The organism is Micromonospora sp. DT227, from assembly GCF_049841835.1.
Classification (GTDB): domain Bacteria; phylum Actinomycetota; class Actinomycetes; order Mycobacteriales; family Micromonosporaceae; genus Micromonospora.
In genome coordinates, this window is record NZ_JBNCLA010000002.1 from 614,394 (window position 1) to 637,870 (window position 23,477).

General features: G+C 72.7%; 25 protein-coding genes, 1 tRNA gene and 1 pseudogene. 10 read left to right on the plus strand and 17 right to left on the minus strand.

What is annotated here, in order from left to right; genetic code table 11:
- Positions 1 to 161: 161 nt before the first annotated feature.
- The 4 genes from ACLQ2W_RS11860 to ACLQ2W_RS11875 all read right to left on the minus strand — a co-directional run bounded on the left by ACLQ2W_RS11860 (position 162) and on the right by ACLQ2W_RS11875 (position 1,627).
- On the minus strand, positions 162 to 398 hold the full coding sequence (locus ACLQ2W_RS11860; protein ID WP_425786389.1) for a hypothetical protein: 237 nt from the start codon (positions 396 to 398) through the stop codon (positions 162 to 164).
- 337 nt (positions 399 to 735) lie between these two features.
- Positions 736 to 909, minus strand: a complete 174-nt coding sequence (locus ACLQ2W_RS11865) for a hypothetical protein (RefSeq protein WP_425786390.1) — start codon at positions 907 to 909, stop codon at positions 736 to 738.
- A gap of 233 nt (positions 910 to 1,142) precedes the next feature.
- Complete coding sequence (locus ACLQ2W_RS11870; protein ID WP_425786491.1) at positions 1,143 to 1,487, minus strand: hypothetical protein; 345 nt, start codon at positions 1,485 to 1,487, stop codon at positions 1,143 to 1,145.
- A 5-nt stretch (positions 1,488 to 1,492) separates the two neighbouring features.
- Complete coding sequence (locus ACLQ2W_RS11875) at positions 1,493 to 1,627, minus strand: hypothetical protein (protein ID WP_425786391.1); 135 nt, start codon at positions 1,625 to 1,627, stop codon at positions 1,493 to 1,495.
- A 409-nt stretch (positions 1,628 to 2,036) separates the two neighbouring features.
- On the opposite strand from ACLQ2W_RS11875, the gene ACLQ2W_RS11880 reads away from it, so the two are divergent.
- Together ACLQ2W_RS11880 and ACLQ2W_RS11885 are read left to right on the plus strand one after the other, a co-directional pair.
- Positions 2,037 to 2,915, plus strand: coding sequence for a helix-turn-helix domain-containing protein (locus ACLQ2W_RS11880; protein ID WP_425786392.1), 879 nt, complete (start codon positions 2,037 to 2,039; stop codon positions 2,913 to 2,915).
- Entirely contained in the window at positions 2,908 to 3,105 is a 198-nt protein-coding gene (locus tag ACLQ2W_RS11885; RefSeq protein ID WP_425786393.1) for a DUF397 domain-containing protein, read from the plus strand. The genes ACLQ2W_RS11880 and ACLQ2W_RS11885 overlap by 8 nt, the downstream gene beginning before the upstream one ends.
- A 52-nt stretch (positions 3,106 to 3,157) precedes the next feature.
- On the opposite strand, the gene ACLQ2W_RS11890 is transcribed toward ACLQ2W_RS11885, so the two are convergent.
- Entirely contained in the window at positions 3,158 to 3,844 is a 687-nt protein-coding gene (locus ACLQ2W_RS11890) for a hypothetical protein (RefSeq protein ID WP_425786394.1), read from the minus strand.
- A gap of 600 nt (positions 3,845 to 4,444) precedes the next feature.
- Positions 4,445 to 4,528, minus strand: a tRNA-Tyr gene (locus tag ACLQ2W_RS11895).
- A gap of 146 nt (positions 4,529 to 4,674) precedes the next feature.
- Between ACLQ2W_RS11895 and ACLQ2W_RS11900 the strand changes: the two genes are divergently transcribed.
- Positions 4,675 to 5,169: a YajQ family cyclic di-GMP-binding protein gene (locus tag ACLQ2W_RS11900; protein ID WP_107157492.1), complete on the plus strand. Its 495-nt coding sequence runs from the start codon at positions 4,675 to 4,677 to the stop codon at positions 5,167 to 5,169.
- Between the two features lie 11 nt (positions 5,170 to 5,180).
- Here ACLQ2W_RS11900 and ACLQ2W_RS11905 read toward each other — a convergent pair whose 3' ends face one another.
- The gene (locus ACLQ2W_RS11905) at positions 5,181 to 5,627 is read right to left on the minus strand and encodes a MarR family winged helix-turn-helix transcriptional regulator (RefSeq protein ID WP_425786395.1); all 447 of its coding nucleotides are present in this window, start codon (positions 5,625 to 5,627) and stop codon (positions 5,181 to 5,183) included.
- Between the two features lie 90 nt (positions 5,628 to 5,717).
- Between ACLQ2W_RS11905 and ACLQ2W_RS11910 the strand changes: the two genes are divergently transcribed.
- The 3 genes and pseudogenes from ACLQ2W_RS11910 to ACLQ2W_RS11920 all read left to right on the plus strand — a co-directional run.
- The gene (locus ACLQ2W_RS11910; protein ID WP_425786396.1) at positions 5,718 to 6,284 is read left to right on the plus strand and encodes a hypothetical protein; all 567 of its coding nucleotides are present in this window, start codon (positions 5,718 to 5,720) and stop codon (positions 6,282 to 6,284) included.
- Between the two features lie 57 nt (positions 6,285 to 6,341).
- Positions 6,342 to 6,728: a hypothetical protein gene (locus ACLQ2W_RS11915; RefSeq protein ID WP_425786397.1), complete on the plus strand. Its 387-nt coding sequence runs from the start codon at positions 6,342 to 6,344 to the stop codon at positions 6,726 to 6,728.
- Positions 6,729 to 6,761: 33 nt separating this feature from the next.
- A pseudogene (locus ACLQ2W_RS11920) lies at positions 6,762 to 7,970 on the plus strand (MFS transporter); the annotation flags it as partial.
- A gap of 138 nt (positions 7,971 to 8,108) precedes the next feature.
- Here ACLQ2W_RS11920 and ACLQ2W_RS11925 read toward each other — a convergent pair.
- Entirely contained in the window at positions 8,109 to 9,368 is a 1,260-nt protein-coding gene (locus ACLQ2W_RS11925) for an MFS transporter (RefSeq protein WP_405091261.1), read from the minus strand.
- Between the two features lie 190 nt (positions 9,369 to 9,558).
- Here ACLQ2W_RS11925 and ACLQ2W_RS11930 point away from each other — a divergent pair, with 190 nt between their 5' ends.
- Both ACLQ2W_RS11930 and ACLQ2W_RS11935 read left to right on the plus strand, forming a co-directional pair.
- Entirely contained in the window at positions 9,559 to 11,199 is a 1,641-nt protein-coding gene (locus tag ACLQ2W_RS11930) for a hypothetical protein (protein WP_425786398.1), read from the plus strand.
- A 191-nt stretch (positions 11,200 to 11,390) separates the two neighbouring features.
- Positions 11,391 to 12,569, plus strand: a complete 1,179-nt coding sequence (locus ACLQ2W_RS11935) for a hypothetical protein (protein WP_425786399.1) — start codon at positions 11,391 to 11,393, stop codon at positions 12,567 to 12,569.
- An 83-nt stretch (positions 12,570 to 12,652) separates the two neighbouring features.
- Here ACLQ2W_RS11935 and htpX read toward each other — a convergent pair whose 3' ends face one another.
- From htpX to ACLQ2W_RS11970, 7 genes are all read right to left on the minus strand, one after another.
- Positions 12,653 to 13,531 carry a zinc metalloprotease HtpX gene (htpX, locus tag ACLQ2W_RS11940; RefSeq protein WP_425786400.1) on the minus strand — a complete coding sequence of 293 codons (879 nt, stop codon included), beginning with the start codon at positions 13,529 to 13,531 and terminating at the stop codon, positions 12,653 to 12,655.
- Between the two features lie 149 nt (positions 13,532 to 13,680).
- Entirely contained in the window at positions 13,681 to 15,147 is a 1,467-nt protein-coding gene (locus ACLQ2W_RS11945; protein WP_425786401.1) for an NADH-quinone oxidoreductase subunit N, read from the minus strand.
- On the minus strand, positions 15,144 to 16,649 hold the full coding sequence (locus ACLQ2W_RS11950; RefSeq protein WP_425786402.1) for a complex I subunit 4 family protein: 1,506 nt from the start codon (positions 16,647 to 16,649) through the stop codon (positions 15,144 to 15,146). The genes ACLQ2W_RS11945 and ACLQ2W_RS11950 overlap by 4 nt, the downstream gene beginning before the upstream one ends.
- The gene (locus ACLQ2W_RS11955; RefSeq protein ID WP_425786403.1) at positions 16,646 to 18,571 is read right to left on the minus strand and encodes an NADH-quinone oxidoreductase subunit L; all 1,926 of its coding nucleotides are present in this window, start codon (positions 18,569 to 18,571) and stop codon (positions 16,646 to 16,648) included. Before ACLQ2W_RS11955 ends, ACLQ2W_RS11950 begins: the two co-directional genes overlap by 4 nt.
- Positions 18,568 to 18,897: an NADH-quinone oxidoreductase subunit NuoK gene (gene nuoK / locus ACLQ2W_RS11960; RefSeq protein ID WP_357298130.1), complete on the minus strand. Its 330-nt coding sequence runs from the start codon at positions 18,895 to 18,897 to the stop codon at positions 18,568 to 18,570. Before nuoK ends, ACLQ2W_RS11955 begins: the two co-directional genes overlap by 4 nt.
- A complete protein-coding gene (locus tag ACLQ2W_RS11965) occupies positions 18,894 to 19,529 on the minus strand; it encodes an NADH-quinone oxidoreductase subunit J family protein (protein WP_425786404.1) in 636 nt (211 codons plus the stop codon). Before ACLQ2W_RS11965 ends, nuoK begins: the two co-directional genes overlap by 4 nt.
- Complete coding sequence (locus tag ACLQ2W_RS11970) at positions 19,526 to 20,116, minus strand: NuoI/complex I 23 kDa subunit family protein (protein WP_107157406.1); 591 nt, start codon at positions 20,114 to 20,116, stop codon at positions 19,526 to 19,528. Before ACLQ2W_RS11970 ends, ACLQ2W_RS11965 begins: the two co-directional genes overlap by 4 nt.
- Before the next feature lie 104 nt (positions 20,117 to 20,220).
- Here ACLQ2W_RS11970 and ACLQ2W_RS11975 point away from each other — a divergent pair, with 104 nt between their 5' ends.
- Complete coding sequence (locus ACLQ2W_RS11975) at positions 20,221 to 20,793, plus strand: Uma2 family endonuclease (RefSeq protein WP_425786405.1); 573 nt, start codon at positions 20,221 to 20,223, stop codon at positions 20,791 to 20,793.
- Here the strand turns inward: ACLQ2W_RS11975 and ACLQ2W_RS11980 are convergent.
- The gene (locus ACLQ2W_RS11980; RefSeq protein WP_425786406.1) at positions 20,774 to 21,196 is read right to left on the minus strand and encodes an ester cyclase; all 423 of its coding nucleotides are present in this window, start codon (positions 21,194 to 21,196) and stop codon (positions 20,774 to 20,776) included. The two genes, ACLQ2W_RS11975 and ACLQ2W_RS11980, sit on opposite strands and share 20 nt — an antisense overlap.
- Before the next feature lie 187 nt (positions 21,197 to 21,383).
- Here ACLQ2W_RS11980 and ACLQ2W_RS11985 point away from each other — a divergent pair, with 187 nt between their 5' ends.
- Positions 21,384 to 22,436 carry a glutathione S-transferase family protein gene (locus tag ACLQ2W_RS11985; RefSeq protein WP_425786492.1) on the plus strand — a complete coding sequence of 351 codons (1,053 nt, stop codon included), beginning with the start codon at positions 21,384 to 21,386 and terminating at the stop codon, positions 22,434 to 22,436.
- A 58-nt stretch (positions 22,437 to 22,494) separates the two neighbouring features.
- Here ACLQ2W_RS11985 and nuoH read toward each other — a convergent pair whose 3' ends face one another.
- Positions 22,495 to 23,457: an NADH-quinone oxidoreductase subunit NuoH gene (gene nuoH, locus ACLQ2W_RS11990; RefSeq protein ID WP_425786407.1), complete on the minus strand. Its 963-nt coding sequence runs from the start codon at positions 23,455 to 23,457 to the stop codon at positions 22,495 to 22,497.
- Positions 23,458 to 23,477: the final 20 nt, after the last annotated feature.

Below are 23,477 nucleotides of genomic sequence, written 5' to 3' on the forward strand. Positions count from 1 at the left end.
GAAGCGATCGGGCCGCTGCGCCCGGCCGCACTCCCCATCCCCGTGGCTCGGACGACCCTGGGCATAGACCACCATACCTATAACTCGCCTCAGCACCAGAGGGCGATACGGGTCAATCGCTGGCGAATCACCGACACATCCCCTCACCTGCCGATTGCGCCTCAGTCGTCCACCGGCATCGGCCACACGTCCCGGGCGTCGTTGAACGCCGCCCCCGGCGGCGGCTCGACCGTGAACGACCGAAGCCGGCCGGGCAGCGCCCGCAGCCGGCCCGGCAGCGCCGCCACGCCGCGTCGCGTCGACCGCCACAGCCACCGCGAGAGGCAGACGACGGCGACGACCGCGGCGAGGGCCAGCACGTGGATCAGCACCCAGCCGAGCAGGCCGACATAGAGCATGACCGCACGGTACGACCTTTTTCCTGTACGCGGCGCGGCGGCGCTCAGACCAAGCGCTGGATGCGGACCTTCGGGCGCTCGTTCCGCAGGTGACCCTGCTTGTGCTGGCGCACCTGCTCGCCCCAGACCTCCTGGTCGTAGTCCGGGTCCGGCGGGCCGTCACTGCAAGGGACTTCTCGTCAGATCACCCGTGGCGTTCCAGTCGCGCTCCCAGACGCCCGCGAGTGGAACGCCATGGGTGCATCAGCGCGCCGGAGACAGCCATAGCGTTCCACCCGATGGCGACCCGGCCGGCGGGTGGAACGCCAGGGGTGCGTAGAACCCTGAGCGGCGGCGCTCAGACCAAGCGCTGGATGCGGACGGTCGGACGCTCGTTCCGCAGGTGACCCTGCTTGTGCTGGCGCACCTGCTCGTCCCAGACCTCCTGGTCGTAGTCCGGGTCCGGCGGGATCCACCGGTGCGAGCCGTCGCTGTAGTGGAACTTCTCGTCGCCGGTCCGAAGGATGCTCACCGCGCCCAACCCAGGAACCGGCGGTGCAGACGATCGGCGGCCACGTCGACCACCTGGGCCGCCGGCGTGCGGTGAGTGGTCATCGCGGCTCCTCCCGGCCCGGCCCGTTGGTGCGGTCGATCGGACGGGGTGGTGGCTCCGGCCGCAATGCCCTGGCCTCGGCGAGCATCCGCTCCCTGTGCGCAGCCACCTTTGCCTCGTCGGGGTTCATCCGGGAGCGGGTGTCCCGCCAACTACGCGCCATCAGCCCGTCCCTGTCCTGTCCATTGCCGCGCCGAGCGGGGAGAGGGGCGACTGGCCGGCACCCGCGCTCCATTGCTCCGGCGCCCGCCGTCCGGAGCCGGCCTCATCCCCAGCATTCGTTGTGAAGAAGCGGAGCCTGCGCTCAACCCGCACCGCTTGACGAAGATCGACCGCCGCGCCACGGCGTCGCCCTGCTCGTCGAGCTGGTAGCCGTCCAGCCACGTCCAGCCGTCGTAGGTGCTCCAGTCGAGGACGCGGATCAGCCGGAAGTGGAACGGCCTCGCGAACTGCACGCCGGCCGCCCTGCCCACGAGGAGCAGCACGCCGGGCTTCAGCTCCGTCACTGCCCACAGACCTTGCGCCAGGCGCGGATGCGGGCGCGGGCGACGACCACCCGGGGACACCATCCGTACGGCCGGCAACGCGAGCAGGTGTACGCCGCGTGGTAGTCGATGACGGCCCAGGACACCGCCACGATGAGGGGCGTGTCCGGTCTCCGCTCCGGCCTCACGGCTCGCCACCGTGACGACGCTTCCCGCCATCTTCTGTTCGCGCCTGAGCGGCCCGGGTCGCTGGAGAGCGGACCAACGGCAGGACGTTGGCGCCGTCGTTCCGCTTCCCGGTTTCGCCAGGGCGCTCGCTGCTGGTCGGCCGCTGCATCAGATCGACCGGCTCGTTGCTGCGGTGGAACCACTTCCAGCGGGGCATCGCGCACCTCCGGCGAATCGTCAACCGACCCCTTCGGCTGTCAACGTGGCGTAGTGGCACCGTCACTGCAACATCTCATCGCGGGTTTCAGACATCGAGATTGACGTCGTGCCATCCGGGCGGGCAGGGTGGCTGAAGTGAGACACACAGGCGGTTGAGGTGAGATTGGGGATCAGATGGCCGAGACGGGATCTTCCGTCCCGCGTCGACAACTCGGTCGGCTGCTGCGGCAGGCGCGCGAGGAAGCCGGCATCAACCTGGAAGCCGCCGCGAAGACGCTGGAGTGGTCGCGGGCGAAGATGTATCGGCTGGAGGCCGGCCACACCTCACTGCGCACCCACGACGTGAACCTCATGTGCCAGCTCTACGGCACCTCGACGGACCTGACCGAAGTCCTCGTCTCGCTCGCCCGGGAAAGCAAGAGCCGGGGCTGGTGGCACTCCTACGGCGACGTCATCCCGGCATGGTTCGAGCTGTACGTCGGGATGGAGGCGGCAGCCCGCCGCATCCGGCAGTACGAGCCGAACCTGATCCCCGGGTTACTCCAGACGCCCGAGTACATGTCGGCGGTCTTCGAGACCAAACCGGGCCGGACGCCGCAAGAGGTGGCGCAGAAGGTCGCGCTCCGGATGGAGCGACAGAAGCTTCTCGCCCGCAAGAGTCCAGCAGCACCGCTTTTCGAAACGATCGTCGACGAGGCTGTGCTCCACCGGCCGATCGGCGACGTGGAAGCCTGGCGCGCCCAGTTGGCCTACCTGGTCAACGTGGCCCAGGCAGCGAACATCGAGGTCCGCGTACTGCCGACGAACATCGGCCCACACCGGGCGTCTGTCGCCGGCAACTTCGTACTGCTCGACTTCCCCGCAAAGGGCACCCGGCCCGCCGAGCCGACCACGGTCTACAGCGAGTCGATAACCGGCAGCATCTACCTCGATCGACCAAGCGAGGTAGAGACTTACTCGTCGGCTTGGGAGACTCTGTGGGACCTTGCCCTGGACCAGCGCGCCTCCGAGGATCTCGTGGGTGCCGTGATCAAGGAGAGTTTCGATGACTGAGATGACCACGGTCCACTGGCGCAAGAGCAGCTACAGCGGCAACGAGGGCAACTGCATCGAGGTTGCCGACAATCTTCCGGGCATCGTGGGCGTGCGGGACAGCAAGGACATCGCCGGTCCGTCGCTGACGTTCAACGCGGCCCGGTGGGCTTCCTTCGTCGAGTTCGTCAGGGGCGGATCCCGCAACTGAGCTTCGGCATCCCACAACGGGCCGCCCTTGGAGCGTGTTCGAAAGGGCCCGCCTACGCGTCCGGGCAGTCGTAGATGCCCTCGGATACTGGTTGCCAGGCGCCGTGGTCCTCGCGCGCGCTCAACCGGTCCGCCTCACGGGCGGCTCGCACCAGTTGATCGGTGGTGCGGGGGACGGCGGCCAGGAACACCGCGCCGACGTGGTGACAGAACATCGGACCGTATTCGAGGGGTTGCAGCGGCTCGCCCGCCAGGGTGGCCAGGTCCTCCGTGCTCCAGCCCAGCGGACCGGCCACGGCTTGCAGTTGGGAGAGCCGGTGCCATGCCCCGCCCAGCATGCCTCTGATGGTGCTGATCGACAGACCGACGAACGGGAACTCCCGCACCCCAAAGCCTCGGTTACGCATAAGACCGTGTAGGACGGCCGGGAACGGGCCCGGGTCGGCCGGATCGCGAGCCGGCCGAGGCTCAGGCGCCGCGCCTTCATCCGGCATGGCGAGCAGGAACTCGCGCAGCGCCGCCAACTGAGGGTGGTTGCAGTAGGTCACGCGGTAGGCGAACGCCCGCATAACGGTCTTATCGCGGTCGGGCGGCAGCAGGTCCCCCGGTACCGGGTGACCCGCGACCACGAGGACGTCAGCCACGGGTAGGTCGAGTTCGACGGCGATCGCCTCCAGCCGTGGAGTGTCGCATTCCCGGCCGTTGTCCAGCAGATCACGCAGAGCCTCGGTCCGCGTCATGTCGATCACCGTATGGCACCGCGAGGTTGTCGAGGGTCCAGGCGTGCTGACGGCGAGGACGTTGCCACTGAATTGCGACATCATCCGAGCGCATCGCCGATCTTGTCGTTCATGGTGTCCCCTCCCCCGATGATGCAGTTGGCGTAGACCCGGAGCAGGACGGCGACGCCGTGGCCCAGGCGTCGGGCGACCCCGGTCGGCGGGACACCGGCATTCAGCCAGAACGAGGCCGCCGCATGCCGCAGGTCATAGGGCCGGCGGACGAACGACGAGGAGACCTGCGATTCGGCTAGTGCCTTCTCCCCGCGCGAGCTTCCACCACCGGTCGTAGACCGACTCCGAGAGCGGACCGCCGTGCAGATCCGGAAGAAGCGACCGTCCGGGGGCAACCCCGTGGTTGTCGACGTGCGCGCACAGCAGTTCGACGAGCCGGGGCGGGATCGGGACCGTCCGAGTCTCGGCTCTCCCCCGTTCCTTGAGTCCGCGTCGCTCGTGGGAGCCACCGTCAGTCGTCAACGGCTGGACTCAGCCGGACTCCACTAGATCAACGAAAACAGCCCCCGATCAGCATCTCTACTGGTCAGGGGCCGCATCTGCACCTGGTGGCGGGTAGAGGATTCGAACCTCTGAAGCTTTCGCGACGGATTTACAGTCCGCTCCCATTGGCCGCTCGGGCAACCCGCCAGGGCACCCACCGCGTCGTGACGCGGCAGCGGAAGCAAGGATAGCGGTTGTCCCCGCCCCCTGCGCAACGGGGTACCGTCAGGGGGTCCCACGCTGGTCAGTGCGGGACGGATCAGGACACACCGCCGGACAGCAGGAGCATGATCATGGCAGCGAACCCGTCGTTCGACATCGTGAGCAAGGTTGACCGCCAGGAGGTCGACAACGCCCTCCGCCAGGCGGAGAAGGAGCTCGCGACGCGGTTCGACTTCCGCGGGACCGGGGCCGAGATCTCCTGGTCGGGCGAGGAGGCGATCAGCCTCCAGGCGGAGACCGAGGAGCGGGTGCGCGCCGCGCTTGACGTCTTCAAGGAGAAGCTGATCAAGCGGAACATCTCCATGAAGTCGCTGGACGCGGGCGACCCCCGGTCGTCCGGCAAGATCTTCAAGATCGACGCCAAGGTGATCCAGGGCATCGACACGGAGAAGGCCAAGGCGATCAGCAAGAAGATCCGCGACGAGGGCCCGAAGGGCGTGCAGGCGCAGATCCAGGGCGACCAGCTCCGCGTCACCGGCAAGAAGAAGGACGACCTTCAGGCCGTCATCTCGCTGCTCAAGGGCGAGGACTTCGGGGTGGCGCTCCAGTTCACCAACTACCGCTAGGAGCGCCGGCGTCAGTCGTCGCCGACGTGCTCGGCCAGGATCGCCAGGAGGCGGTTCAGCTCCCGGTGGTCCCGTTCGCCGAGCCGCCGCCGGGTGGAGTCGTCGAGCACGTCGACCAACCGGGCCGCCTCCCGCAGCAGCGCCGCTCCGGTGTCGGTCACCCGGATCGGCGCGGCTCGGCCCCGACCACGGCCGGCGGTCCGCTCGACCAACCCTCGGGCCTCCATCTGGTCCAGCAGCGGGCCCATGCTCTGCGGTGTGGTCAGCACGACCCGCGCGAGGTCGGCGGAGGTCACGCCGGGCGATTCGGTGAGGACCGCCAGCACGCTGAACTGGCGGGGTGAGAGCCCGGTCGGGGCGAGCGCCGAGGCGAAGCGGCGTTCCAGCCGGCCGGCCAACCGGACCAGGCGGTACTCCAGGAACTCGTCGGGCGGTCGCCCGGGCGTACGGCTCGTCACGGCTCCACCGTACCGAGCGCGGCTGACGTGGCAGCGAGAATCAGTTGCCTGATACTCTGAGTATCAGGCAACTGATTCTTGGGAGGTTCCATGTCCACGACCACCTCGGGCGCGACCGGAGTCGCGCTGCTCCGGTCCACCCGGACGCTCACCCTGGCGGCGGCGCTCTGCCTCGCCGTGCAGCTCTTCGGCAATCTCTACGAGGAACTGGTCAGCAACGTCGCCGTCCTCGCCCGGCCGCAGCCCGGCGAGGCGGTGGGTGCCCTCGACGCCGGCAGCCCGATGTACTACTACCTGCCCTGGGCGCCACTCGGGGTGGTCCTCGTCGCGGTGCTCGCGCACCGGCTCGCCACCCGTGGCGCACCGGGCTGGGTGGTCCGTCGGCTGCGGCTCGCCCTGGCCGCGCTGGCCGTCGCGGTGGCGGCGAAGGCGGTGCTGATCTCCTCGGTGAACCCGCGCTTCCGCGACCCGGCCGAGGACGCCGCGACGCTGCGGGAGCTGGCGACGCTCTGGGCCGGGATCAACGGGCTGGCGATCGTCGCGGTGGCCGTCGCGTTGACTCTGCTGCTGTCCTGGCGCGCACGGGTCGCCGACCACGGCCCGGTCGCCGCGACCGGCTCGGTCCCCCGCGTCGCGGTCGCCGCAGGAAAGGGCTGAGGCGAGACAGCGACATACTGCCGCGACCTTCGTCCGCCGCGCCGCTACGCTGCCGGCATGTGCCGGTACGCCATGACCTTCTACCGGGTCCACTACGTGTGCGTGCCGTGCCGTCGCAGCCACAAGTACGCCTGGGACGACGCCACGCACCCCTGCACGTCGTGCCGGCGGCCGATGGTGTTCGCCGGGCACGACTTCGCGGCGCCCCGCCGCCGGAACGACTCCGGCTGGGCGGCGGTCGCGGCGGTGCTCGGGGCGGGCCTGCGGTACGAGGGGTTCGAGATGTGCGGCTGCGGGCGGGAGCCGAAGTTCCGGCCCCGCACGAGTGCCCAGGTACGGGCGCGGCGGCGGGTCGGCCACCGGCTCGGGATGTCGGAGGCCGCCGCGCTGGCCGCCCGTGACCCGTACGACGCCAGTTCTTCTGCCCTGAGGCAACTTCGTTGAGGTGAGGGCCCACAGTGCGGTCGGGTGGGAGCCATGCCGCTCCTCCCCTACCGCCCGGTCCTCGCCCAACCCGTGCTGCGCCGGCTGCTCCCCGGGCTCGCGGTCTCCGCGCTCGGTGACGGGCTGGCCCTGGTCGCGGTGACGTGGCTGGCGCTGGAACTCGCGCCGGTCGGGCAGCGCGGCACCTGGACGGCGTTCGCGGTGGCCGCGTACACGTTGCCGGGCGCGGCCGGCGCGGTGCTGTTGGGGCGCATGCTGGGCGGGCGCAGCGGGGCGCAGCTCGCCGGCTGGGACGCGACGCTGCGGGCGCTGGCGTTGGGGGCGATCCCGGTCGCGCACCTCGCCGGGGTGCTGGACGTCGGGCTGTACGTGGCGCTGCTCGCCGCCTCCTCGCTGCTGCACCCGTGGGGGTCGGCCGGCCGGTTCACGCTGGTGGCGGAGCTGCTGCCGGAACGGGACCACCTGGCCGGCAACGCGCTGCTCGGGTTGTTCGGGCAGGCGGCCACCGTGGTCGGGCCGCCGCTGGCCGGGCTGCTCATCGCCGGGACGGGCGCGGTGTGGGTGATCGCGATCGACGCGGCCAGTTTCGCGGTGCTGGCGGTCAGCTACCGGCTCGTGGTCCCGGCCGTACGCCGTCGCGCGGGTCGGGCGGCGGGCGCCGGCCCGTCGCGTACCTCCGGTTTCCGGGTCATCGGCCGGGACCGGTCGCTGCTCGGCCTGCTGGCGTTGAGCTGCGGGTTCTTCTTTCTGTTCGGGCCGTTCTACGTGGCCATGCCGGTGCACGTGACCGAGGACCTGCACGCGTCCGCCGCGACGCTGGGCGGCTACTACACCGCGTTCGGCGTCGGGTCGCTGGCCGGTGGGCTGCTCACCGGTCAGCTGCGGGACCGGCCGCTGCGCCCCACGCTGCTCGGCATCGTGGTGGCGTTCGGGGCCGCGCTGCTGCCGCTGGGTCTGGGCGCGCCGGTCGTGGTGTCGTTGCCGGCGTTCGCGCTGGCCGGCCTGGTCTGGGCGCCGTACCTGCCGACCGCGACCGCGTTGTTCCAGCGGCGGGCCGGCGCGGCGGAGCTGCCCCGGGTGCTGGCCGCCAACGGCGCGGTGACGGTGCTGGCGGTGCCGCTGGGCACGATGCTGGGCGGCCCGGCGACCGCCGCGCTGGGCGCGCGGCCCACGCTGCTGGTGTGCGCGGTCGGAACCATCGCGCTGGGTCTGCTGGCAGCCGGGGCGGGCGCGCTCCGCCGGCCCGGGAATTGTCGCGTTGACCATGAAGTTGGCGGTGACAAATCGGGCGCAGGTTGCCGCCAACTTCATGATCAACGCGAGGGAGCGGCGCGAGGGAGCGGCGCGAGGGAGCGGCGCGAGGGAGAGGGTAGGAGGGGCTCAGGCGGCGAGCGACTGCTCGGCGCGGACCGCGGACGCCTCGGCGCGGGCGATCGGGCCGGTGGGCAGCGCGGCGACCACGGCCCCGACGGCGACGGCCGCGCCGGCGAAGAGGAACGCCCACGGCACGCCGCCGGCGTGGTCGACGATCAGGCCGGCGACCGCGCCGCCGGCCGCGCTCGCCGCGACCGACATGGTCACCACCCAGGTGTACGCCTCGTTGAGCATGCCGGCCGGGGCGATCCGCCCGACGAGCGTGTTCTCCAGCGTGAGCGCGGGCGCGATGGCGGCGCCGCCGAGCACCAGCGCGACGCCGAGCGCGACCGGGCCGGGCATCACCGCGAAGACGGCGAAGCTGGCCGCCACCGCGCCGAGCAGCCAGGCGAACTGGCGGGTCATGTTGGCGGCCGGCTTGCGTACCCCGAAGGTGAAGCCACCGGCGGCGCTGCCGATGCCCCAGACGGCGAGCAGCACGCCGGCCAGGCTCTCCGGGTCGGCGGCGCCGCTGTTGCCGGCGAAGGCCGGGACGATCACGCCGGACGCGCCGAACGCGATGCCGAGGCTGGCCACGCAGAGCAGCAGCGCGGGGAAGCCACCGACCCGCAGCGGGCCCAGCCCCCGGGCGTGGTGTTCGCGCGGGTGCGGACGCCAGGCGCGCATCACCCGGCCGAGCGCGACCGATCCGGTGCCGACCAGGGTGACCACGGCGGCGCCGAGCAGCGCGGTGGACGCGTCGGCGAACAGCACGAAGCCGGCCACCAGCAGCGGGCCGAGCACGAAGACGACCTCGAACAGGGAGGTCTCGGCCGCGAGCGCGGTGTTGCGCAGGTGCCCGCGCCCGCTGGCCGGCGTGGTCAGGTCGTTCCAGGCGCCCCGGATGGCGGCGGTCAGCGGCGGGTACGTGCCGCCGGCGACGCCCGCCGCGAGGTAGATCAGGGCGAGGTTGCCCGCGTCGGAGCGGCTGGCGCCGAGCAGCCCGAGCAGCGCAAGCGGGTGGGCCAGCGCGGTGGCCAGCAGCACCGGGGTGGGGCCGACCCGGTCGGCGATCCGGCCGGCGATCGGGCTGAGCGCGGCGCCGGAGAGCGCGTAGATGCCGCCGGCGACGGCGGCGAGCGAGTAGCGGCCGGTGACCTGCTCGACCACCAGCAGCAGCGCCAGCGGGGTCATGCCGATCCCGAGCCGCCCGATGATGCCGAGGATCAACAGCATCGGCGCGCCGGGGATCCGCCAGACACCCAGGTACTGGCGCAGCGCGGCCACTGTCGACCTCCAGGGATGTAACGAGTCAGAAGCCGTTCGACCCTAACGCCGACCGGGGGCGATGGAAACGGTCGGCTGCCTCACAGTGGCCCGGCACACCCGGATCGCGCCAGCGATTTCCGGCATTCCGCCCCGCGCGGCCAGCCGGCGTCGGAGAGTCGGGGAGGGAGACCGGGGTCGAGGAGGAGTGGTGAGCCACCCGAGGGGCAGGTTGCTCGGGCTCGTCGCGCTCGCCGCGATCGTCCCGGTGCTGCAGAACGTGCTGTTCCTGGCGCTTGACTTCCGCAGCGCGGAGGGCCTCTCGCCGCAGGGCTCGGCGGTCTGGCCGTACGACTCGTACAACGACATGCGGTGGCTGCTGGTCTACCACGACTCCTGGCAGGACTACCTGCTCGGGCTGATGATCGCCATCGGGCTGCGTGGGCTGCTGTCCGCGACCCTGGTGAGCCTCGCCTGGCCGGTCGAGGCGACCCGCCCCGACCGCCGACGCATCCTGCTGCGCAACCTGGGGATCGCGGCGTTGACGGCGGTGATCGTCACCCCGTTCGCCGCGCTCGCCGTCGCCGCCGGCGTGGTGTCGCTGTCCTGGTTCGTGTTCGCCGCCGTGGGGCCGATGCTGCTGCTCGCGCCGTTCCTGCAACGGGCGGCGGTCAACGCCCACGGGTGGCGCGGCCTGCCGTCGGCGGCGCTTGTCGGCTGGTCGCTGCTCGACTTCGTGGTGATCACCATCGCCGGCGCGGTGGTCTGGCGGGTGCCCGGCTGGTGGACGCTGCTGGTGGCGGCGCTCGCCGGGGCCGCCAACGGGCTGCTGTGGAACCGGTCGGTACGCGCGGCGCTGCTGCCGTCCCGGGTCCACTGGCCCCGGGTGCCGGTGACCCCGTTCGTCGTGGTGCTCGCCCTGGCCATCCCGCTGGCGGCGCAGGCGGTGACGTCGAGTCCGTCGTACCAGGTGGGCGCGTTCCGGCCGCTGCTGCTCGACCGACGGCTACCCTCCTCCGTCCGGTACGCGGTGATCGTGATCGGCCCGCACAACTCGCGGTACGACGGGCGGCCCGCCGCCGACCCGGCGGTGGAGACGTTCTCCTACACCGGTCCGGACGCCGCCGGTCGTCCGAAGCCCTACCAGTCCCGGGACACGCACCGCTCGCTCGACTCCAGTTCGGTCCTGCTCGCCCGGCAGGTGGACGCGCTGCACGCCCGGACCGGCCGGCCGGTGGCGCTGCTCGGCGAGAGCGAGGGGGCGATGGTCGGGCGGACGTACCTGCGTGACCGGCCGAGTTCCCCGGTGAAGGCGCTGCTGATGTTCAGCCCACTGGTCCGCGCCGCCCGCGAGTACTACCCCCCGGAGGACGCGGCGACGGGCTGGGGCATCGCCCCTGGCTGGCAGTTACGCGGGATCTTCGCGCTGGCGGCCCGCCTCAGCGGGGGCGGCGACAGTCCGGACGAGCCGTTCATCCGCTCGCTGCTGGACCACGCGCCGTTCTACCGGTTCCAGACCATGTGCCCGGTCCCCGGGGTCCGGATGATCGCCTTCCTGCCCACGGTCAGCGCGACCGAACTCCCGCCGGGCCCGTTCACCCAGATCCCCGTCTACGAGGTGCCCGCCCTGCACGGGGGACTGCTGGGAGAGAAGACGATCACCGACCGGGCGATCGCGTTCCTCTCCGGCGAGGACATCCGGTCGCGGCGGCGCGAGTACGGCACGTTCCAACAGCTCGGTGCCGCCTGGCAGGCCCCCACGCTGGCCATCACCCTCAACCACGTCTGGCGGGGCCACGTGCCGCCGGGACCGCCATTCTCCCAGACCCGGCTCTGCGGAAAGCCGAGCTGACGCGGCGTCGCGACGCGGTCGGCACCACCGCCCGGAAACAGGGGCTGCCGTACCGATCGGTACGGGGTAGGTTCCTCATCGAATTGAGTCCATGCCAACGGCGGCAGGGTCGCCGTCGGCGTCTACGGAGGTCGGATGAGCGGCACGGCGGGTGCGCCGTCGCGGGTCGAGACAGCGGACCCGTCAGCCCGATGACCGACCCCGCGACGCCCGGCTACCGGGCGCTCTTCCGGCATCCGGTGGCGTCCCGGCTGCTGATCGCCCGGGGCATCTCCGAGCTGGGTGACTTCGTCGGGCTCGCCGCGCTGCTGCTGCTCGCCTACGACCAGACCGACTCGGTGCTCGGGCCGGCCGCCGTCTACGCCGCCCGGACGCTGCCCGCGCTGCTGGTCGCGACCGTGTTCAGTGGCTGGCTGGACGTGCCGGCCCGACGCACCATGCTGGTCGGGCTGTCGCTGGCCGGCGCGGCGCTCATCGCCGTACCGGTGGTGGTGCCCGAGCCGCTGCCGGCGATCATGGCCGCCGGGCTGCTCGGCGCGGTCCGGGCCGGGTATTCGAGCGTGCACGTGGCGGTCACCGCCGAGGCGGTGGCGGCGCCGCTGCGGTTGCCGCTGTTCGGGCTCTCCGCGTTCGCGAACCAGAGCGGCCAGGTGGTCGGCCTGCTCGCCGGCGCGAGCATGACGGTGGCGCTCGGCCCCCGGACGGCCCTGGTGATCGACCTGGTGTCGTTCCTGCTCGCGGCCGTGGTGCTCGCCGGCCTGCCGGTCGGCCGGCAGGAGAGCCGGGGTCCCCGGCCACCCGCCACCGCCGGCCTGCGGATCATCGCCGGCCATCCGGTCCTGCGCGGGGTGGCCCTGCTGACGGTGACCACCGCGCTGTCCGGGGCACTGCCGGAGACGCTCGCCCCGGACCTGACCGGCGGGGCCTGGCGGCCGGTGCTGCTGGCCGCCTCGTCGTTCGGTGGGGCCGTGTTCGTGCTTGTGGTCGGGCGTCGGAGCTGGCTGGCCCGGATCGCCGGCCAGGTCCTGGCCACCCGCGCGCTCGGCACCGCGTTCCTGCTGGCCGCCCTGCTGGTGGTGACCGGTGCCCCGCTCTGGGCGCTGGCCGTGGCGAACGCGCTGGTCGGCGCCGGTGGCGGCTGGCTGATCGGCGCGCAGGCGACGTTCGCGCGGTTGGCGCCCCGGGAGCGGATGGGGCAGGTGGAGGCGACCATGGTGGCCGGCAACATCATGCTCTCCGGCGTCGGGATCTTCCTGCTCGGCGGCACCGCCGCGCTGTTCGGTCCAGCCGCGGCCTATCTGGCGGCGGGGCTGCTGCTGCTCGTCGTGGGGCTGTTCACCCGGCTGGACCGGATTCCCGAACCTGCCTGATACCGGCCCCGTCGGGAGGCGGCCCGAACGCGACTCCGCCCGCGTCCGGGGCCGGACGCGGGCGGAGGTGACGGACGGACGGGTCAGCGCTGGAACTGCACCGGCCCGGAGTTGCGGGCCATCTGCTCCAGCCGGGCCACCCGCTGCTCCATCGGCGGGTGGGTGGCGAACATCGCGGCGATGCCGCCGCCCCGCTTGAACGGGTTGTCGATCATCAGGTGCGCGGTGCTGGTGAGCTGGCCCTGCGGCGCGAGCGGGCGGGCCTGCGTACCCATGTGGATCTTCTTCAGCGCGCTGGCCAGGGCCAGCGGGTCGCGGCTCAGCTCCGCGCCGGACTGGTCGGCCTGGTACTCCCGGCTGCGGCTGATCGCCAACTGGATCACGGTGGCCGCGATCGGGCCGAGAATCAGGGTGAGCAGCAGCACCGCCGGGTTCGGGCCGTCCTCGTCGTCCGAGGAGCCCAACGGGATGAACCAGGCGATGTTCGCCAGCATGGTGATGATGCCGGCCAGACCGGCCGCCACGCTGGAGATCAGGATGTCCCGGTTGTAGACGTGGGACAGCTCGTGCCCGATCACGCCGCGCAGCTCCCGGTAGTCCAGGATCTCCACGATGCCCTGCGTGACGCAGACCGCCGCGTGCTCCGGGTTACGCCCGGTGGCGAACGCGTTCGGCTGCGACGTCGGGCTCACGTAGAGCCGGGGCATCGGCTTGCCGGCCTGCGTGGACAGCTCCCGCACCATGCGGTACAGCTCGGGGAACTGGGCCTCGCTGACCGGCTGCGCCTTCATCGAACGCAGGGCCAGCTTGTCGGAGTAGAAGTAGGTCACGCCGTTCATCACCAACGAGACGAGCACGGCGATGACGAGACCGCCGCTACCGCCGAACCAGTAGCCGACCGCGAGGATCAGCGAGGTCAACAGGCCGAGCAGCGCTGCGGTCTTGAGACGGTTGTGATGCACGATCGCTCCTTCGGTGCCGCGGGGCCGCACGGGAACCCGCTGACCGGTCCAACACACCGGTACCCGTCAACCATCCGGCTCATGGCTGAAAGTTGACTGGGGATTCCTGTGCGCCTGCTGAACCGACCGCCCACCCGGGCAGGAACCGGTCAGCGGGCCGCCACGTCCAGCACGAGCTGCGGTGCGACCCCGATCACCACGGCCGCCACGGTGGCCACCCCGAGCGCGACCGCCACCGCGCGGGCCGGTCGGGCCGCGGCGACGCCGCTCGGCACCGCGTAGAGCGACGCCGTCACCCGCAGGTAGTACGCCAGGCCCAGCACCGCGTTCAACGCCACCACCAGGGCCAGCCAGCCGGCGTGCCCGGCCAGCAGCGACCGCACCACAGTCACCTTGGCGAACAGCCCGGCCAGCCCCGGCGGCAGCCCGGCCAGCCCGATCAGCGCCAACGCGAACGCGCCACCCACCCACGGGTGCCGCCGCGCCGCACCGCGCAGGTCGGCGAGCGTGCCGCCGTCACCGTCCGCCGGCCGCAACGCCACCACCGCGGCGAACGCGGCCAGCTCCAGCAGCACGAAGAACACGGCGTACGCGACGGCCGCCGCGTACGCCCCGGCGCGGGCGTCCGGGGTGCGCCCGGCGGCCAACGCCAACGCGCCCAGCGGGGCCAGAATGTAGCCCGCCTGGGCCACCGACGACCAGGCCAACAACCGCACGGTACGCCGCTGGCGCAGCGCCACCAGGTTGCCCACGGTCATCGTCAGCACCGCCAGCAACGCCAGCACCGGACCGGTCACCCCACCCGGCAGCGCCCGCTGCACCACCGCCAGCAACGCCACCACGCCGCCCAGCTTCGACGCGGTCGACAGGTACGCGGCCACCGGCAGCGGCGCGCCGTCGTAGGTGGCCGGCGCCCAGGCGTGGAACGGCACCGCCGCCACCTTGAACGCCAGCCCGGCCACCACCAGCGCCACCGCGACAGTGGTCAGCGGCAGGTCGGTCAGGTCGTCCCGCGCCGCCAGGGTGGCGCCGAGCCGGTCCAGGTGCAGGCTGCCGGTGACCGCGTAGAGCAGCGCGGCACCGAGCAGCGTCACCGTCGTGGCGACCACGCTGACCACGAAGAACGTCACCGCCGCCTCGGCCCCGGCCAGGCTGGCCCGGCGCAGCCCGACCAGCACGTACAACGGCAGCGTCAACGTCTCCAACGCCACGATCAGCGTGATCAGGTCACCGGCCGCGCCGAGCACCACGCCGCCGGTCATCGCGCAGGCGAGCAGGAAGCAGTATTCGCCGGCCGGCGTCCGCCCGGCGCGCAGCAGCGGACCGGAGATCGCCAGCACGCCGAGCGTGAGCAACGCGATCACCACCCCCGTCAACGCGGCCCGACCGTTCCACACCCAGGAGCAGTCCGCGCCGACGCAGAACGTGCGCCGGGTGCCGGCCGCGCCGACCAGCGCCGCACCGGCCGCGGTGCCGGCCGCGCCGAGCGCCGCCACGACCGTGGTGATCGTCGGACGGGCCACCAGCAGGTCCACCAGGAGCACCAGGATCGCGGTGCCGGCGGCCAGGTAACCCGGCAGCAACGCCACGTTGTCGACGCTCTGCACCAGACTCATGGCACGACCCCCAGCAGCGCCTCCACCGGGCCGGAAGCGTAGGACAGGACCAACGCCGGGGCCAGGCCGACCGCCAGCGCCAGCAGCACCAGCGGCGCCCACGCGGTCAGCTCCGCGCCGGCCAGCCCCGGCCCGAGCGGTGCCACCGCCGGGGAGGGCCGGCCGTGGGTGACCCGGCGCAACAACCGCAACAGGTACGCGGCGGCCAGCGCGCCGCCCAGCGCGGCCAGCACCGCCAGCGTCAGCCACAGCGCGCCGCCCCGCCGCACGGCCGCCACCACCGCGAACGCCTCACCCCAGAAGCCGGCCAGGCCGGGCAGCCCCAGCGAGGCGACCGCCGCGAAGCCCAGCAGCCCGGCCAACCGGGGCGCGGTCTCCCGCAACCCGGACAGCTCGGCCAACGAACCGGTGTGCGTCCGGTCCTTGACGGCCCCGGCCAGGAAGAACAACAGGCCGGTGAGCACCCCGTGGGCGATGTTGCCGATCAGCGCCGCCTGGAGACCGGTGGCGGTGAGCGTGGCCACCCCCAGCAGCACGAAGCCCATGTGCCCCACGCTCGAATACGCGATCAGCCGCTTCAGCTCGTCCTGCGCCAGGCAGACCAGGCCACCGATCAGAATGGCCGCGACGGCGAGCGCGCCGAGCACCGGCGACGCCCAGCGGGCCCCCTCCGGGGCCACCCCCACCGCCACCCGGATCAGCCCGTACGTGCCCATCTTCAGCAGCACCCCGGCCAGGATCACGCTGCCCACGGTCGGCGCCTGGGTGTGCGCGTCGGGCAGCCACGAGTGCAGCGGCCACAGCGGGCTCTTCACCGCGAACGCCAACGCCAGCAGCGTGAACGCGGCGAGCTGGGTGCTCCGCGACAGGCCGGCGCCGCCGGTCAACGTGACCAGGTCGGCGGTGCCCGCGGCGGCCACCACCACGTAGACGCCGACCAGCAGCAACACCGAACCGAACAGCGTGTAGAGCGCGAACTTGCGGGCCGCCCGCCGCCGGTCGTCGCCGCCCCAGCCGGCGATGATCGCGTACATCGGCAGCAGGACGACCTCGAAGAAGAGGAAGAACAGCACCAGGTCCAGCGCCAGGAACGTGCCGAGGATGCCCACCTCGACCACCAGCAGCAACGCCACCAGCGCCCGCCCGCTGCCGCCGCCGGCCGGCACCCGCCACCACGTGTAGCCGCAGCACAGCAACGTGAGCAGCGCGGTCAGCACCACCAGCGGCCAGGAGATGCCGTCCACGCCCAGGTGGAAGCGCAGGTCGAGGCCCGGCACCCAGGGCACGTCGAGCCGGTGCCACGGCTGCACCGCCGGGCGCGGACCGTACCCGAACCAGCCGTGCTCACCGCCGACCAGCGGCAGCGTCGCCAGCAGCGTCAACGCGGCGGCGACGGTGCCGACCAGCCGGCCGGCCCGGTCACCCGGCACGGCGGCGGTCGCCACCGCGCCCAGCGCCGGGACCGCCACCACGGCCACCAGCAGGACCTGCCCGAACGTCATGAGGTGACTCCGATCAGGGCGACCGCCAGGCCGATCAGCAACGCGCCGGCCAGCACGCCGGCCGCCGCGCGGGGCAGCGCCGCCCGGTGCAGCGCGGCCAGCCCGCCGCCCGCCTCCACCGCCGCCCGGCCGGTGCCCTCGACCAGGCCGTCCACGCCCAGCTCGTCGCCGGCCCGCACGGCCCGCGCCAACGCGCCGGTCGGGCGTACGACCAGGGCGTGCTGGACGTCGTCGAGCCGGAACGCCCGGGCGAACACCGGCCGCAGCGGACCCAGGAAGCGGGCCGGGTCGGCGGCCGGGTCGCGACGCCAGCCGGCCCAGGCCCCGCCCGCGCCGGCCACCAGCAGCAGGAACGGCAGGATCAGGTTCGGCGCCAGGTGCACCAGCTCGACCGCCTCGCCGGAGGCGTCACCCGGCGCCCGCAGGCGGTCGGCGAACCAGGGCGCGAACGCGGCCAGCCCGAGCAGCGCCGCCGGCACCGCCAGCAGCAGCACCGGCCAACGCAGCGACGCCGGCGGATCGTGCGGCCGGAGCAGCGGCGTACGGGTCGCGCCGAAGAACACGCGCAGCAGCAGGCGGGTCGCGTACCAGGCGGTGACCGCCACCCCCAGCAGCCCGGCCAGCCAGACCAGCCAGCCCACCCACGGCGCGGTCGGGCCGGCGTCGTCGAGCGCGGCGGCCTCGGCGGCGGCCAGCACGCCGTCCTTGCTCCAGAAACCGGACAGCGGCGGCACCCCGGCCAACGCGCCGAGCCCCACCACCATGCACCAGAACGTGACCGGCATGGCGGCGCGCAGGCCACCCATCCGGGACATCAGCGTGGTGCCCACCGCGTGGATCACCGCACCGGCGGCGAGGAACAGCAGCGCCTTGAACGCGGCATGGGTGAGCAGGTGGAACAGCGCGGCGGCCGGCGCGCCGACCGCGAGCGCGCCGGTCATGTACCCGATCTGGGAGACCGTCGACCAGGCCAGCACCCGCTTGAGGTCGTCCTGGGCGGTGGCCGCGAACGCGCCCAGCAGCATCGTGACCGCCGCCATCACGCCCAGCACGGCGAGCGCGGCCGGGGCCCGCTCGAACAGCGGGAACAGCCGGGCCACCGCGTACACGCCGGCGGCCACCATGGTCGCGGCGTGGATCAGCGCGGAGACCGGCGTCGGGCCGGCCATCGCGTCCGGCAGCCAGGTGTGCAGCGGGAACTGGGCGCTCTTGCCGGCCACGCCGGCCAGCAGCAGCAGACAGGCCGCGGTCAGCGTGCCGGTGCCGTAGTCGTGCGCCAGCACGTCGGCGATCCGGAAACTGCCCGCGCCCACGCCGAGCAGCGCGATGCCGAGCAGGAAGCCCACATCACCCACACGGGTGACCAGGAACGCCTTCACCGCCGCGCCGGGCGCCTCCGGCAGCCGCCGGTCGTGGGCGATGAGCAGGTACGAGCAGATGCCCATCACCTCCCAACCGACCAGCAGCATGATCAGGTCGCCGGAGACCACCACGGTCAGCATGGCGGCGGTGAAGAGGCTGAGCTGCGCCGCGTACGGCGGGTAGCGATGGTCCACGTCCACGTCGTCGTGCGGCCCGCGACGCAGGTAACCGGTCGAGTAGACCTGCACGGCCAGCGCCACCACGGTGACCGCGGTGGCGACCAGCACGGCCACGCCGTCCAGCCGCAGGCCCAACGTGACCCGCAGCCCGCCCACCTCGACCCAGGTGGTGGCCGCTTCCATCGGCCCGTCCACGCGGACCAGCAACAGCAGCGCGGCCAGCGACGCCACCGCCGCGCCGGTCACCCCCAGCCCGACCGCCAGCTTCCGGGCCGGGGCCCGGTCCCCGTGCGACGCGGGCGGCAACAGCAGCCCGAGCAGGCCGGCGACCAGCGGCGCGGCCGGCAGCACCGCCGCCAGCCAAACCGTCGACGCGCTCATCGGGCCGCGCCTTCCGAGGACCGCTCGGCCAGCGGGACGTCGTCGACCGTGACGCTGGCCCGCAGCCGGTAGAGCTGGAGCACGATGGCCAGCCCGACACCGATCTCGGCGGCGGCCAGCACGATCACGAACAGCGCGAACACCTGCCCGGAGTGCGGCAACGCGGCCCGGACCGTGGTGTCCGCGGTGACCAGCACCAGGTTGACCGCGTTCAGCATCAACTCCACCGCCATCAGCACCAGCACCGCGTTGCGGCGACGCAGCACGCCGTACACGCCGAGGCCGAACAGCAGCGCGGCGGTGACGTACGGGATGACCGGCCTCACCGGCGCCCGCCCTCGTCGGCGGCTGCGGCGGCGGCCGGTTCCAGGCCGGCGGCCGGCCCCGATTCGCCGGCCGGCCCGGAACTGCCGGTCGGGCCGGTGCCCGCGGCCGGACCGGCGGTGTCGACGGGCCCGGTCGGGCGGCCGATGTCCGGGCGGGAGAGGACGATCGCGCCGACCAGCGCCGCCAGCAGCAGCACCGAGAGCACCTCGAACGGCAGAACCCAGGAGCGGAACACCTGCTCGCCGAGGCGCTCGGCGGTCCCCGCCGCCGGCAACTCCACCCGCGACCACCGGAACGCGTCGACAAGCAGCACGGCCAGGCCGAGGCCGCTGCCGGCGCCGACCAGCGCGGCCGGCCAGCCGGGCCGGTCCAGGTCGTCCGAGGGGCCGATCGGGGCCCGGGTCAGCATCACCGCGAACAACAGCAGCACCACCACCGCGCCCACGTAGATCAGCACCTGCACCCAGGCCACCAGCTCGGCGGTGAGCACCAGGTAGTCGCCGGCCAGCGCGCCCAGGCACACCACCAGCCACAGCCCGGCCCGGACCAGGTGGCGGGTGCCCACCACCAGCGCACCCGCGCCCACCGCCACCGCGCCGAGCGCGAGCAGCAGCACGTCCGCACCGGTCATGAGGCCGCGCCTCCGCCCGGGGAGTCGGCGTCGTCGGAGCGTACCCGGGTCGGGGCCGGACGAGCGGCGGGCGCGGCGGCCTTGCGGGCGGCGGTGGTCTCCTCCTTCGAGGGGTCGCCGAGCGGGTCGTGGGCCGGCGGCGGCGGGACGGTGCCCATCCACTCGCCCAGGTGGTCCTTGTCGTGCAGCAGGTCCTTGATGTCGTACTCGGCGTACTCGAACTCGGGCGACCAGTAGAGCGCGTCGAACGGGCAGACCTCGATGCAGATGCCGCAGTACATGCAGAGCGAGAAGTCGATGTCGAACTTGTCGAGCACGTTGCGCTGCCGGGGGCGGGCGGCGCCGGGCACCGCCACCTCCTCCTTGTGCGAGTCGATGTAGATGCACCAGTCCGGACACTCACGGGCGCACAGCATGCAGACCGTGCAGTTCTCCTCCAGCAGCGCGATCACGCCACGGGAGCGGGGCGGCAGCTCGGGCGCCACGTCCGGGTACTGCTGGGTGGTCGACCGGCGGGTCATCGTCTTCAACGTGACCGCCAGGCCCTTCACCAGCCCGCCGCCGGGCACTCCACCGTGCTCGCTCATGCCGCCCATCCTGCCCTGTGCCCCCGGCGCGCGCGACCACCACCCGACTCTTGGCGGCGCTATCGTGAGCGCGGGGAGAACGACACACCGGGAAGGGCCGGTCGATGACCGCCGACCTGGAGAGTCTGTGCCCGCCGGCCGGCGGCTGGACGACCGACCACCTGGACCTGCTGCCGGAGGACGGTCGCCGTCGCGAACTGGTCGACGGCGCGATGCTCCTGTCCCTGCGCGGCCGGACGCACCAGAGCATCGCCGGCCTGCTCATGGCGGCCCTCGACGAGGACTGCCCCGACGGGTACGACGTGACCCAGGCGGTGGGGGTGCGGCTCGACCGGGACCGCTCCTTCATCCCGGACGTACTGGTCACCACCGCGGCAGCCGCCGCCCGCGAGCCGTCCCGGTACGAGCCGCACGAGGTGGTGCTCGCCGTGGAGATCGTCTCGCCTCGCACCATTTCCATCGACCGGGTGCTCAAGCCGGCGCTCTATGCGCAGGCCGGCATCCCGTTCTACTGGCGGATCGAGATCGAGGACGAGGGCCTCGTCGTCCACACCTACAAGATCGATCCGGTGCACGAGGTCTACGCGGAGACCGGTCGGTGGACCAAGTTCGTCGACACCGGCGAGCCGTTCCCGGTGAACCTGCCGATCAGCCGGATCACGCCCCGCCGGGTGTGAGCGGCGGCAACATCTCCACGCCGAGCTGCTGGAGCACCTGGAACAGCTCGTTGACGCTCCACACGTCCACGATCCGCCCGGTGTCGTCGAAGCGCAGGAACGACGCCCCGGAGTAGCTGACCACCCGCCCGGTCGGCGGCACCGGGCCGAACTGCCCGGCCTGGGTGCCGGCCGCCCGCCAGTGCACCGCGACCCGCCCGTCGCCGGCCACCAGCTCGACGATCTTGTAGCGCAGGTCCGGGAAGGATGCCCGCCGGTCCCGGTGCCCGGCCAGCACCGCCGCCGGCCCGGCGCCGCCCAGCCCGGGGCACCCCGGGGCCACCAGCTCGTACGCGGTCTCCTCGCGGCCGGCGTTCCACACGTCGGCGATGAAACGTCGGGCCGCCGCCTCCAGATCGGTCACGGCCGGCAGCCTATGCCGGCCCGGCGGCACCCGGCCCGCCGCCACGGACCGGCGCGACGGTCTCCGCCGCTCCAACGGTCGTGGCGACCGTCTCCGCCGCTCGAACGGTCGTGGCGACCGTCTCCGCCGCTCGAACTGCCGGGACGGGTGCGAGCGACCATGATGGGAGGTGACGACAACCTGGGAGGTGGGCGTGGGCGGCAGCGACGACGAGATCCTCGACCGGACCGGCGGCAAGTACGTGGAACCGGGCGGCGAGTTCACCCGCGACCAGCGGTACATCGCCACCCGGATCACCGCCGACGGGCGGGACGGCTGGCCGGTGGAACCGGGCCGCTACCGGCTCGCGGTCAGCCGGGCCTGCCCGTGGGCGAACCGGCTGATCATCGTGCGCCGGCTGCTCGGGCTGGAGGACGCCATCTCGCAGGCCGTGGCCGGCCCCACGCACGACAAGCGGAGCTGGACGTTCGACCTCGACCCCGGCGGCAAGGACCCGGTGCTCGGCATCGAGCGGCTCGCCGACGCCTACTTCGCCCGCTTCCCCGGCTACGAGCGGGGCATCACCGTGCCGGCGCTGGTCGACGTGCCCACCGGCCAGGTGGTGACCAACGACTACGCGCAGATGAGCCTGGACCTGTCCACCGAGTGGACCGCGCTCCACCGGCCGGGCGCGCCCGAGCTGTACCCGGAGCCGCTGCGCGCCGAGATCGACGAGGTCAACAAGGTCGTCTTCGCCGACGTCAACAACGGTGTCTACCGGTGCGGCTTCGCCGGCAGCCAGGAGGCGTACGACAAGGCGTACCACCGGCTCTTCGACCGGCTGGACTGGCTGAGCGAACGGCTGACCGGCCAGCGTTACCTGGTCGGCGACACGATCACCGAGGCGGACGTGCGGCTGTTCACCACGCTGGCCCGCTTCGACCCGGTCTACCACGGGCACTTCAAGTGCAACCGGCAGAAGCTGAGCGAGATGCCGGTGCTCTGGGCGTACGCCCGGGACCTGTTCCAGACGCCGGGCTTCGGCGACACGATCGACTTCGACCACATCAAGCGGCACTACTACGAGGTCCACCGGGACATCAACCCGACCGGCATCGTGCCGCTCGGCCCCGACCTGTCGAACTGGCTGACCCCGCACGGCCGCGAGGAACTGGGCGGCCGCCCCTTCGGCGACGGCACCCCACCCCCGCCTCCGCCCCCCGCCGAACGCGTGGACCCCGCCCACACCCCCCTGCGCTGAGCTGTGGTGTTAAGCGGGCCCCCCTCCTATGCGGAATGCGTTAAGAGGGGGCCCCGCCTTACAGCGCCAGGCGGACGGCGACGGTGAGGACGAGCTGGGCCAGCGCGAGGGGGACCAGGACCAGCCAGCAGAGGCGTTGGAGCTGATCCTCGCGGAGCCGGGGGTAGCTCACCCGCAGCCAGATGATCACGAACGCCACGGCGAACACCTTGAGCAGCGTCCACAGCCAGCCGAGCTGCGCGTCGGCGAACGGGCCCTGCCAGCCGCCGAGGAAGAGCACCGTGGTCAGCGCCGCGATCACCACGATGCCGACGTACTCGGCGAGCAGGAAGAACGCGAAACGCAGGCCGGTGTACTCGGTCATGTAGCCGAAGACCAGCTCGGAGTCGGCCACCGGCATGTCGAACGGTGGGCGGCGGATCTCGGCCAGCCCGGCCACGAAGAAGATCACCATGGCCGGCGCCTGCCAGAGCAGCCACCACGGCCGCCACGCCTCGACGATGCCGCTCAGGCTCAGCGTGCCGGCCGCCATCGCCACCGAGGCGGCGGCCAACACCAGCGGCAGCTCGTAGCCGAGCAACTGGGCCGCGCCGCGCAGCCCGCCGAGCAGGCTGTACTTGTTGGCCGACGCCCAGGCCGACATGAGCACCGCAAGCACTCCGATGCCCACCACGGCGAGCACGAAGAACAGGCCGATGTCCAGCGGCTGGGCGACCAGGCCCGCGGGGCCGAGCGGGATGACCAGGAGCACCACCAGGTACGGCACCAGCGCCACCGCCGGCGCCAGCCGGAACACCGACCGGTCCGCCTCGCGCGGGGTGACGTCCTCCTTCTGCACGAACTTGATGCCGTCCGCGACGAGCTGCGCCCAGCCGTGGAAGCCGCCCGCGTACATCGGACCGAGCCGGCCCTGCATGTGCGCCATCACCTTGTGTTCGGCCTGGCCGACGATCAGCGGCAGGGTGAGGAACGCGACCAGCACGCCGGCCACCCGCAGGACCAGCTCCAACCAGTCCGGCATCAGTCCTCCCCCGCCTCGGC